Source organism: Pseudomonas sp. BGI-2 (assembly GCF_004310295.1).
Classification (GTDB): domain Bacteria; phylum Pseudomonadota; class Gammaproteobacteria; order Pseudomonadales; family Pseudomonadaceae; genus Aquipseudomonas.
Window position 1 is genome coordinate 17,432 of record NZ_SISB01000059.1, and the last position, 10,649, is coordinate 28,080.

The window sequence follows — 10,649 nt, forward strand, 5'->3', positions numbered from 1 at the left end:
TGCCCCCCTTTCCAGCCATGCTCCTACCTGGCCCACGGATCTTGTAACAGGTCATATCTGTCTATTGCCTGAACTGGCATCACTTGGCGTTGGTGGAGCAAAGCAGTTTTGAATGAGCTGTTTTTTATCGCCAAATCATCGGAAGTCATAACTATACCGACCGCTCGTCGAACATGCAGCCCATCAATTTTGACAGCCTCTGTTTCGCATCTATAGTCCTAATCGCGGCCGTCGGAAGGAACCCGACTTATCAGTTTGCACGCAGGGAGCAAGGCCAACTTATCTCCCGTTATCGGTGGGTTCCGCCCGTAGTGTTTTCGCAGCGGCCGCAAGGCAAGCAAGCGTTGTTGTGCCTGGAAAGATGCCAGGCGCTCACTATGAACAAGGAGTTTTACTATGTCTCGAGTCACGGATGTACTGGTTTCAATCGACACTGAAACCATTCTGAAAAACTACCCGAACATCAGCAAAAATCCCGCCTCGCCGACGTTAATCGATGTCAATCATGTGTACATGGTGACCAATCAGAACAACGTGGTCAGTGGCCAGGCCGGTGGCGAACTGAATCTGAAGGCCCAGGTAGGCGACTTGATTCGCTGGCGTGAAACCAGCCTGTCGCAGAGCTTCGAGACGGCAGTGATTTTCTACAAGTTCATCGGCAACGTCGGCAACGAATTGATCTCTACACCCACGCCACGTAAGGCTACAGCCTGCGTTGCCGTTCCCAACACCAGCAACCCGTCGGTGCCGAGCTGCCAGAAAGTCGATAACCATTACTGGTCTTCGGAAACCCTGTCGTGCGGCAGCGTGACCTACCACTTCCACTTCCTGATCGTGGATCGCGATTGCAAGATCGTAGGCTGCTGTTCGTGGGATCCGTTCATTACCATCCGTAACTGACGATGGTCCGGCCCCTTGGCGACAAGGGGTCTGCCAAGTTCGTTGCCGCCTCGACAGGAACGGGATGTCTTGCATGAACCGAAGCGGCTGCCGTTGTGCGTCAACATCATGAAAGGAATCCATGATGACTTCCGAACCGATCAAATCCCCTTCATCCAGTGTCGCGACTGCCAACAACGTGTTGCTGGTTGTTGATGCTGAATCGCTGCTTTCACGCTATCCAGAACCCAGTATCGAGCCGAAAAGTCCGACGACGATTGCAGATGGCTTCATCTTCGCCATCAACGGATCTCCGACACCACAAAGTACAATAAATGACAGCTCAATCGCGTTACCCGCTGGCATTGGATCGACTTTCCGTATCCGCGGCAGAACCGTCAGCTTGCTTGCGGAGCACAGTGTGGTGTTTTACGAGATGTCTGTAGGTGATGCCGGAGTACTTTCGACGCCTGAACTGGTTGTGAAGGAAAACCTGAGCGTGCCTGCACCCGATGCTGAAAACCCGAACGTACCTGGCAGCCACACGGCCGATGATCATTATTGGCGTTGCACGCAATTGGCCTCGGGGATCGAGGCGTGTGCACTGAGCTTCATGCTGGTTGATAGAAACTGCGAGGCGTTGGGGTATTTCCGTTGGGCGGTTGATGTGAAGGTGACGGACTGAACCGGCCACCAAGGTTTGCCTTTCATGTCAGCCGAAACGCAATTTTGTAATTGGATGGACTCGCCCAAGCCGAGGCGTCAATGCGCAGCAGTCGTGAAATCAAACAATGCGGCTTTTCAGGAAGAACGCACACTCAGGTTTTACGACTGCTGCGCAGCCGAACGCAGGCTTCGCCAGCTGCAACGATCGGGGCACCGCAGAATTAGGGTTTTTAAGTAGAATTTTCAACACGCCGTCGCTGTCTGAAATTCAGGCGCATCCCTATAAGGAACACGGCAATGAAATTCGCAAAAATCTCGCAGAAACTTGCCCTGTGGGCCGGCAGTCCCAAGACGTTCATGGGGGCTCTGATTCTGATTGCTGTATGGGGAATGAGCGGGCCGATTTTTGATTACAACGACACCTGGCAACTGATCATCAACACCTCAACCACCATCGTCACATTCCTGATGGTGTTCCTGATCCAGAACACGCAGAACCGCGACACCGACATCCTGCACTTGAAAATCGATGAGTTGCTGCGGGTGAACAAAGAGGCGCAGAACGCCATGCTCGGGCTGGAATCTTTGGACCTCAAGCAACTGGAGGCGCTGCGTAAACACTACCGCGCCATGGGCGAAAACGAGGTGCATGGTCTGGCAGGGCTGACGGCTTCGAACAAGCGCAAACAGGATTTGAATGAGTGCTGAGCACAAACAAAACGGCGCGTGATGTGAATCACGGGCCGTTTGCTACAAACGTCTTCAAACGGGGTGTTATCGACCCGCTTGAAGCGCCCTGGCCATTTGCAGATGGTTTTGCAATTTTGGCAGTGTTTCTTCGGCGAAGGCTTTGATTTCCGGCACGTCGGTGGTCTGTGCGGTTTGCTGAAGTTGCTCAATGGCTTCCTGGGTGGTTTTCACCTGACTGGCGGCGTAGGCCTGGTCAAAAGTCGCGCCGTCCTTCACTTCCGGCATCAAGGCTTTTGCCTTGTCGACCACTTCTTCCCGTGGGGCAACCGGCAAGTCCAGTTGTTTGGCGATCTTCGCCAGATGCTGGTTGGCGGTCGTACGGTCATTGATGACCGCGATGGTGTAGTCCTTGACCTCTTTGGATTCGGTTTTCTGGTGCGCCAGCCGACTGGCTTCGATGTCGGCCATGCCTTTGGCCGACGCATCGTTGATGAATTCGACGGGCGACTGGGCGAAGGCACTGTTGGCAAACAGGCCCAGCAACGTGACAAAACTGGCAGTGCGTAATCGGGTGGCCATTCGGCTCATGGTCGCGCCCTCCTTCTAAAAAAATTCAAGCGGGAGCTTTCACCCCCGCCTCTCAATCAAAACCACCTTGCGACTACTTCGACTTCTGACCACCTTTGCGGCCCATATCGGGTTTCACAGGCTCTTTATCGACAGTCGTAGTGGTAGTTTTCCCACCTTTGCGACCGGCTTCAGACGCCTTCGTTCGATCGTTGGTGAAGTTTCCCGAGTTCGAGTTTCTTGAGTTAGGCATGATTCTCTACCTCTTGGTGATGATCGCGGCGAGCAGGAGCCCGCATAGAATCTGAATTTCGATCCCCACAAAGGTTTAGAAAAGTTGGAATCGCTGCGACGAACGGTGGCAGATTTTTCAGGCCCCGAGGCGCTGGTGATGTTGGCGCTTGGCGGCGTACATAGCCTCATCGGCATGCCGGAACAGCTGCTTTTCTTCGGTGCCATGCTCAGGATAATGCGCGACACCCATACTCGGCTGGATGTTTACGCTGTGCCCGTCCAGGCGCAGGGGTTGGGCCAGAACCCGACGGATTTTTCCCGCCACGCGCTCAGCGTCTTCCGAGGCGTGGATGCTGTGCAACAACACCACGAATTCATCCCCACCGATGCGCGCCACCGTGTCGGTCTCGCGCACGCAGCCCTTGAGTCGATTGGCGACCGCTTGCAACAGCATGTCGCCGACCGCATGGCCGTGGGTGTCGTTGACTTCCTTGAAGCGGTCAAGGTCGACGTACAGCAGCGCCATTCGTGCGGAGTCCGCCCGGGCCAGCGCCAGCGAGTCTTTGAGGGCCATGCGTTGCAGTCGGGCATGCAATTGCTTGCGCTCGATCGCGGTCGCGACCTGGGCGCAGACGTATTGGACTCGGCCTGCTTGCGCTCGGTGATGTCCCGGGCCACGGCGATGCGCAGCTGATCGACTTCAGACCAGCGCGCCGACCACAGGATATGCACCATCGCGCCATCCTTGCGCAGGTAGCGGTTTTCGAAGTTGAGCTTCGGCTGGCCGCCCATGATCTCGCGGGCGGCGTCGAGGGTGCGCTGCCGGTCAGCGGGATGCACCAGATCGATCATCGGCTGGCCGATCAGTTCGTTGGGGGTGTAGCCGAAAATACGCTCGCAGGCCGCGCTGACAAATACGAAGCGACCTTGTTTATCCACCGCACAGACGGCGTCCAGCAAGAGATCGATGTAGCTCGCCAACGGCGCGGAATTTCTGGTTGCCATGGTGTGATGAGGGTGTCCGGACAATGCAGTAAAAAAGAACCCTCCCTGACCGATCAGTACACCTGACGCATCCGTGCGCTCAACCTCAAGCCTTGTTCGTCACCAGCCCCGGCAACGCATGAGCGAGGGCGTTGATGGCAAACCCGATAAACATCACCCCGCACAACCGGGTGATCGCCAGTTCATGGCGTTGATACAAGGTGCGAACCTGCCGCGCACCGACAATGCCAATGAGGATAGCGTAGGCCATGAGGCCACCGATAAAGCTCAGGACAATCAACCACGGCAGCATGGACCAGTGCAGCAATTCCGCGCGGCTGGACAGCAGCGCAGTGAACGTCGCCACCGCCACCGGGTATGCCTTGGGATTGGTCAGGCCGAATAGAATACCGTGCCAAAAGGGCTGACGAGCCGGGCCTTGAGGTACATCGACGCCGCTGCGCTTCGCCCGTATGGCGCGTAAACCCAGCCAAAACAGGTACAGCCCGCTGAGTACGCCCAACACATCGAATGCCGTGCTGCCGATTTCCCGTGCGCCAACAATGGCGATCAGCGCCGTGCTGCACCAGACCACGTCCCCCAGCAAATGCCCACAGAGAAACCCCGCCCCTGCCCGTCGCCCCCGCGCTGCACCGATCCCGAACACCGCCAATACGCCCGGCCCCGGGGTGATGCCGTATATAAAACCCGAGGCAAGAACGGCCATTAGCAGCGATGGGGTCATGGGAAGTCCTTTTGAACTTTTTGGTGAATGGGCGCAAGTCTATCTCAGGTCCCGGGAATATCGACTGACTGATCGTCGAAGAACTTCATCCCCGCATACGGCCGCTCGCGACAGGCCGCCAGCCGTGAAGCCAGGTCCCCGACGTGGGCTTCGAGCTTGTGGCCGTCCGGGTCGAGGAAATAGAAGGAAGCGCCTTCGCTGTGGTTGTCGCGCCATTCTTGTACGTTGGCAGATCGCAGGCGTTCGACGAACACGGGGAAATCCGTTGCGCTGACGGTGAAGGCGAAGTGGGTGTAATCGGCGGCGGGCTCGGACTTGCGCAGTGGATCGAGGGAAAGGCACAGCCACAGGCCGGGCAGCGAGAGGTAGGCGCCGGTGTCCCAAGTGGCATCGACGCGAAGTTGCAGCAGGTCTTGATAGAACGCCACGCTGCGGTTCAGGTCGGTGACGGCGAGGGTCAGGTGGTTGAGACAGGTGAGCATGGGTCAAAAACCTTTGAGAGCTTCGGGTATTACATAGTGTTTACCGTCGTAACGCAGAGTGGTTATCACAGGTTTTACTGTCGTTGATCTGGATTCACATGCCTCGCCCTCACCGTCCCCAACCGTAGTGGTAGATACCGATTTAACGATTAGGTCTGAGAAACCATGGGAGCTGCCTCTGCCGATTTCGACGGTTCGAACGACTTCGGAACGCTCACCGGCACAATTGCCATCCCATGCGCCGCTGTATTGATAGGTGATCAACCGCTCCATGACCGGACGCACCATTTCACCGTCTTTTACGTAGAGCGAGAGCAACGTTTGATCGAATGGATTGATGCGTGATGAGCCTTTGAACAAAACTCGCAAACCAAACGCGCGCAAATCGGAAGTGAGTTTGTATCGAGCGGTGTCGAGTTGTAGGTCTTCCAACGCAATCGCATCCGACTCAAAAACTGATGCGCGATGATACGTCGCCACAGGCTTCAACCCGTCAGTAGAAACCAAGGCAAGGTTGAGATCGTAAATCCCATCGCGGCCCGATCTGTCAGACGAAGGCCGGGACTCAAGTTGCGACAACGCGGTAATCGACAATCCCGGATAGGCTGGCCAGTCCTTGCACACTGAATATCCGAACTCGCTCGAAAGCGGCGGCTTTTCACATCTCGCCAGCGCTTCGGTGGTCACCAAGAAACTGCACACGACAGCACAACCGATCAATCCAGACCTCAATGTCATTTTCCCTGCTCCTTATGCACTTATAACGAGGTGATTTCAGCCACGCACTATCCCCGGCTCGGTGCATTCGCTCATCAGTTGTGATGCCAGACGAACGGACTAGCATCTCCCCATGCGCGACGATGTAGTATGTTGTATTACAAACCACTACATCGAGACCGCCATGTCCGTCATGTCTTTGCGCCTGCCAGACGAAATCGCCGATACCCTCGCCAATCTTTCCAAGGCCACTGGCCGTAGCAAGTCATTTCTTGCTGTGGATGCGCTGCGTGAATACCTCGCCCGGGAAGCCTGGCAAATCGAGGAAATTCAAAAAGCTCTGAAGGAAGCCGACGCGCAAGACTTCGCATCACCCGAGGAAGTAAAAGCAATCGCCGATAAGTGGACTGCCAATGCGCGTTGAGTGGTTGCGTACCGCATTGAAAAATCTGGATGACGAAGCCGCTTATATAGCAATTGAGAATCCTAAAGCCGCAGCAGACTTCGTCCAAGCTATCCTCACCAGCGTCGATCACCTTGCCCGCTTCCCGGCAACCGGCCGCGAAGGCCGCCTGCCCGGCACCCGCGAATGGGTCTTGCCCGATCGACCTTATCTGATTCCCTATCGGTTTCGCCAAGGACGCCTTCAGGTATTAAGGGTCTTCCATACCAGACGTCTTCCGCCTGCCAATTGGTAAACACTACAAAAATCATGGCAGTGGATAGAACGTCATTCTTGCCTGATCCCCTCTCCAATCCGCCCATTCAACCAATTCAACGCCTGATCCCCACCCCGCCGCTTGTGCCAGACCAACACAAACGTAAACGACGGAATATGAAATGGCGGCGCAACCACGATCAACGAGCGCTCAGCAATGTCGCGCAACCCACGTGATGCAACGGTCAGAATCAGGTCCGTGCCGCTGATGAACTCCGGGGCAACGCTCCAATGCGGCAGGCTGATCGCGACGCGACGCCGTTCGCGCAATGCGGTCAGGGCTCGTTCGATTTCCGGGGTGCCGCTGCCGCGCATTTCCAGCAGGACGTGTGGCCGTGCGAGGTAGATCGGCAGGTCGAGTACGCCATTGGCAGGCAAGCTGTTGCGGTCCACCAGGCAGGCGTAGTGTTCTTCGAACAGCGGGGTGCTGCGCAGCTCGTTTGGCAGCTCTGGAAATACCCCGGCCGCAACGTCGATGTCTCCGTTGAGTACCGCGTCGAGCATGCCTTCGCGGCTGGCGTGGTTGATTTGCAGGTCGATGCCCGGTGCTTCCCGGCGCAACGTCCGAACCAGCCCCGGCAGGACGATGGCAGCCCCGTAATCGGACATCGCCAGACGAAACGTGCGCTTGGCCGTGGCCGGGTCGAAGGCGTTCGGCGCCAGCAGCGATTGCACTTGGGCAAGTGCCTCGGCCAAGGGTGCGATCAACTCCATGGCTCGAGGGGTGGGCACTAACGTGGCGCCCGCGCGTACCAGCAACGGATCGCCAAGCAGATCGCGCAACCGCCCCAGGGCATGACTGACCGCCGGCTGACTCAGGTGCAATCGCTGCGCCGCACGCGTGACGTGTTGTTCGCTGAGCAAGGCGTCGAGGATCACCAGCAAGTTGAGGTCGATACGCCGAAGATCATTCATCTGATGCATGTTCTGGATAGCAATTTGGAATTTAAATCTGCGCGACGAATACTCTAGAGTCCAGCAAAACCTGGTGGAGAATGATCATGAGTACGTTGCATTGGGCCGGGCTGTTGCTGCTGGCCGTGATTGCCGGGGCGGTGGTGCCTTTTCAGAGTGCGATCAACGCCAACCTCACACGCGGGTTGGGCCATCCGTTGTGGGCGACGCTTGCTTCGTTACTGGTGAGTATCGTGGTGTTGTTGCCGATTATGTTGGCGATGCGCTTGCCGCTGCCGTCACTGGCGTTCATCACCAGAGCGCCGCTGTGGATGTGGGCGGGGGGTGCGTTCGGGGTGTGTTTTATTTCGTTGGCGCTGATGCTGCTGCCCAAGCTTGGAGCGTCGGGGTTTATTGCTTTGGCGCTGGCAGGACAGGTGGTGGCTTCGCTGGTGCTGGACCACTTCGGGTTGTTTGGGTTGGTGGAACGGCAGATGACGTTACCGCGGGTGGTTGGGGCGGTGTTGTTGATGGCGGGGGTGGCGATGATTCAGTTCAGCGACTCGCCGGCAAAATCTTTGGTGACGCAGGGATGAACGACACCTGATAGGGCGTGAGTGTCAGTCAGTCTTCGCGAGCAAGCCCGCTCCCACAGGGGCTTGTGTGTGTGTGGTCAGGAAGGGCTGGGGTGCAAATCGCAATTGCGGCCGGCCTTGGCCAGTTGACCGGGCACTTCGTGGCCCAGCAGCGTCGGCAACCCTCGGGACAACTTCAGCAACAGCGGCAGATCGATGCCGGTGTGAATGCCGATTTCATCACACAGGTTGACCAGGTCTTCGGTGCAGATATTGCCCGAAGCGCCCGGTGCAAACGGGCAACCGCCGAGGCCTCCGAGCGCTGCGTCAAAACGTCGGGCACCGGCCTCGTAAGCCGCCAGCACGTTGCACAAACCGAGGCCGCGGGTGTTATGGAAATGCAGGATCAAATCAACTGGCGAAACCCGCTGCAAGACCCGCCGCACCAGCCGATCCACCTGCCGCGGATTGGCCATGCCGGTGGTGTCCGCGAGGGTGATGCCCTGGATGCCGAGCTCTTGATAGGCCTCGACGATTTGCAGCACGCGATCCTCATCGATCTTGCCTTCAAACGGGCAGCCGAAGGTGGTGGCGATGCTGCCGTTGAGTCGCACCTGCGTGCCACCGACGTATTGCACGATCTCACCGAACGCCGCCAACGAGGCTTCGCAACGCATGCGCATGTTGGCCAGGTTGTGAGTCTGGCTGGCGGACATCACCAGATTCAGCTCGTCGGCGCGTGTCGCCAGCGCCCGTTGCGCGCCTTTGAGGTTGGGGATCAATGCGACGTAGATCACCCCCGGTTGCCGGGTGATGCCCTTGAACACCAGTTCACCATCGCGCAGCGCCGCAATGGCCTTGGGCGACACGAACGAGCCGGCTTCGATGCGGCTGAAACCGGCCATCGACAGCTGATCGATCAGCGCAATTTTGTCGACGGTTTCGACCCAGGTCGGCTCGATCTGCAAGCCGTCGCGGGGGGAGACCTCCTGAACAATCAGGGTCTCGGAAAAATCAGTGATCATTGCACCACCCCTTCAGCTTTCAGCCGTTCGATGTCCAGCTCCGTAAGGCCCAGCCCTGCGAGGATACCGTCGGTGTGCTGGCCCAATGTCGGCCCGGACCAGTTCACGCCGCCGGGGGTTTCGGACATTTTCGGCACGATGCCGGGCATCTTCACCGTGGCACCGCCCGGCAGGTCGGCGCTGAGCAGCATGTCCCGCGCCTGATAGTGCGGATCGGCGACGATGTCGGCGGCCGAATAGATGCGCCCGGCCGGCACTTCAGCGGCTTCCAGCGCCGACATTACGTCGTCGATCGGCAGGCTGCTGGTCCAATGAGTGATCGCCGCATCGAGTACGTTACTTTTCAATGCTCGACCATCGTTATGAGCAAACTCCGGCGCGTCGGCCAGGTCGCGCCTACCGACCACTTCCATCAGACGCTTGTAGATCGGGTCGCTGTTACCGGCGATCACCACGTAGGCGCCGTCAGCCGTCAGGTAAGTGTTGGACGGCGCGATGCCTGGCAAGGCGCCGCCGCTGCGCTCACGGACATGGCCGAGCATGTCGTATTCCGGCACCAGGCTTTCCATGACGTTGAACACGCTCTCGGCCAGCGACACATCGACCACTTGCCCGCCGCCCTGCCCGGTCTTGACCCGCAGCAACGACATCAAGGCGCCGATCACCGCGTGCAAGGACGCCAGGGAATCGCCGAGGCTGACGCCGACCCGTGCTGGCGGCGAACCGGGGGTGCCGGTGGTGTAGCGGATCCCGCCCATGGCCTCGCCGATGGCACCGAAACCCGGACGATCACGATACGGACCGGTCTGGCCATAACCGGAAATCCGTACCAGCGTCAGGTTAGGGTTGAGGGCGTGCAACACGTCCCAGCCCAGACCGAGTTTTTCCAAAGCGCCTGGCCGCAGGTTCTCGATCAGCACGTCGGCGCTGGTCGCCAATTGCTTGACCAGTTCGATGCCTTCGGCGGATTTGAGGTTGAGCGCCAGGGACTTCTTGTTTCGCGATTGCAGGTACCACCACAGCGAGGTGCCTTCGTGCAATTTGCGCCATTTGCGCAGCGGGTCGCCCTGGCCCATGGCTTCGATCTTGATCACTTCGGCGCCGAACTCGGCGAGCATGCGTGCGGCGAACGGCGCGGCGATCAGCGTGCCGATTTCGATCACTTTGATTGCACTCAAGGGGGCAGTCATCGCGGGGTACCTCTTGTTGTTCTTGGAATATGAGCCAAGGCTAGAGGACCTGAGGGCGATGAATCCAACCTTCAGTTGGCAACGTTCGTTCGCGAAACGCGAACGCTCCGGGAGATTACCGCGACCTCAGGTTCGCCTTCGCGGGCAAGCCTCGCTCCTTGTATGTTGACCCTGATTCCAACGAGAGAGGTTACGCTTAAGGATTCATACAACAGCAAGTGCGTTTCTGGGGGAGGCCGATCGCTCCTGAAGGCAGGATTTGCTCCTGACCTTGTCTGTAGAG

General features: G+C 58.0%; 14 protein-coding genes and 1 pseudogene. 6 read left to right on the forward strand and 9 right to left on the reverse strand.

Annotated features, from left to right (window positions below; all coding sequences use genetic code 11):
• The first annotated feature begins 396 nt into the window (after nucleotides 1–396).
• The 3 genes from EYC95_RS27980 (at nucleotide 397) to EYC95_RS27990 (ending at nucleotide 2,253) form a co-directional block, all read left to right on the forward strand.
• On the forward strand, nucleotides 397–900 hold the full coding sequence (locus EYC95_RS27980) for an inclusion body family protein (RefSeq protein WP_046046162.1): 504 nt from the start codon (nucleotides 397–399) through the stop codon (nucleotides 898–900).
• Between the two features lie 124 nt (nucleotides 901–1,024).
• A complete protein-coding gene (locus EYC95_RS27985; RefSeq protein ID WP_131063219.1) occupies nucleotides 1,025–1,564 on the forward strand; it encodes an AidA/PixA family protein in 540 nt (179 codons plus the stop codon).
• A 278-nt stretch (nucleotides 1,565–1,842) separates the two neighbouring features.
• Nucleotides 1,843–2,253, forward strand: a complete 411-nt coding sequence (locus EYC95_RS27990; protein WP_131063208.1) for a low affinity iron permease family protein — start codon at nucleotides 1,843–1,845, stop codon at nucleotides 2,251–2,253.
• A 66-nt stretch (nucleotides 2,254–2,319) separates the two neighbouring features.
• On the opposite strand, the gene EYC95_RS27995 is transcribed toward EYC95_RS27990, so the two are convergent.
• From EYC95_RS27995 to EYC95_RS28020, 6 genes and pseudogenes are all read right to left on the reverse strand, one after another.
• Nucleotides 2,320–2,823: a DUF4142 domain-containing protein gene (locus tag EYC95_RS27995; protein WP_131063209.1), complete on the reverse strand. Its 504-nt coding sequence runs from the start codon at nucleotides 2,821–2,823 to the stop codon at nucleotides 2,320–2,322.
• Nucleotides 2,824–2,896: 73 nt separating this feature from the next.
• Nucleotides 2,897–3,055, reverse strand: a complete 159-nt coding sequence (locus tag EYC95_RS28000) for a KGG domain-containing protein (protein WP_131063210.1) — start codon at nucleotides 3,053–3,055, stop codon at nucleotides 2,897–2,899.
• Nucleotides 3,056–3,172: 117 nt separating this feature from the next.
• A pseudogene (locus tag EYC95_RS28005) lies at nucleotides 3,173–4,041 on the reverse strand (diguanylate cyclase domain-containing protein).
• An 85-nt stretch (nucleotides 4,042–4,126) separates the two neighbouring features.
• On the reverse strand, nucleotides 4,127–4,765 hold the full coding sequence (locus tag EYC95_RS28010) for a LysE family translocator (protein WP_131063211.1): 639 nt from the start codon (nucleotides 4,763–4,765) through the stop codon (nucleotides 4,127–4,129).
• Between the two features lie 44 nt (nucleotides 4,766–4,809).
• Entirely contained in the window at nucleotides 4,810–5,247 is a 438-nt protein-coding gene (fos, locus tag EYC95_RS28015) for a fosfomycin resistance glutathione transferase (protein WP_131063212.1), read from the reverse strand.
• Nucleotides 5,248–5,250: 3 nt separating this feature from the next.
• Nucleotides 5,251–5,985 (reverse strand): hypothetical protein, encoded by a 735-nt coding sequence (locus EYC95_RS28020; protein WP_131063213.1) that lies wholly within the window; start codon nucleotides 5,983–5,985, stop codon nucleotides 5,251–5,253.
• 163 nt (nucleotides 5,986–6,148) lie between these two features.
• Here EYC95_RS28020 and EYC95_RS28025 point away from each other — a divergent pair, with 163 nt between their 5' ends.
• The gene (locus tag EYC95_RS28025; RefSeq protein WP_131063220.1) at nucleotides 6,149–6,388 is read left to right on the forward strand and encodes a CopG family ribbon-helix-helix protein; all 240 of its coding nucleotides are present in this window, start codon (nucleotides 6,149–6,151) and stop codon (nucleotides 6,386–6,388) included.
• Nucleotides 6,378–6,662: a type II toxin-antitoxin system RelE/ParE family toxin gene (locus EYC95_RS28030; RefSeq protein ID WP_131063214.1), complete on the forward strand. Its 285-nt coding sequence runs from the start codon at nucleotides 6,378–6,380 to the stop codon at nucleotides 6,660–6,662. The genes EYC95_RS28025 and EYC95_RS28030 overlap by 11 nt, the downstream gene beginning before the upstream one ends.
• Nucleotides 6,663–6,694: 32 nt before the next feature.
• Here the strand turns inward: EYC95_RS28030 and EYC95_RS28035 are convergent, their stop codons facing one another.
• Complete coding sequence (locus EYC95_RS28035) at nucleotides 6,695–7,606, reverse strand: LysR substrate-binding domain-containing protein (protein WP_131063215.1); 912 nt, start codon at nucleotides 7,604–7,606, stop codon at nucleotides 6,695–6,697.
• Nucleotides 7,607–7,683: 77 nt separating this feature from the next.
• Here EYC95_RS28035 and EYC95_RS28040 point away from each other — a divergent pair, with 77 nt between their 5' ends.
• Entirely contained in the window at nucleotides 7,684–8,172 is a 489-nt protein-coding gene (locus tag EYC95_RS28040; RefSeq protein WP_131063216.1) for a DMT family transporter, read from the forward strand.
• 77 nt (nucleotides 8,173–8,249) lie between these two features.
• Here EYC95_RS28040 and EYC95_RS28045 read toward each other — a convergent pair whose 3' ends face one another.
• On the reverse strand, nucleotides 8,250–9,176 hold the full coding sequence (locus tag EYC95_RS28045; RefSeq protein ID WP_131063217.1) for a hydroxymethylglutaryl-CoA lyase: 927 nt from the start codon (nucleotides 9,174–9,176) through the stop codon (nucleotides 8,250–8,252).
• Entirely contained in the window at nucleotides 9,173–10,366 is a 1,194-nt protein-coding gene (locus tag EYC95_RS28050; RefSeq protein ID WP_131063218.1) for a CaiB/BaiF CoA-transferase family protein, read from the reverse strand. The genes EYC95_RS28045 and EYC95_RS28050 overlap by 4 nt, the downstream gene beginning before the upstream one ends.
• Nucleotides 10,367–10,649: the final 283 nt, after the last annotated feature.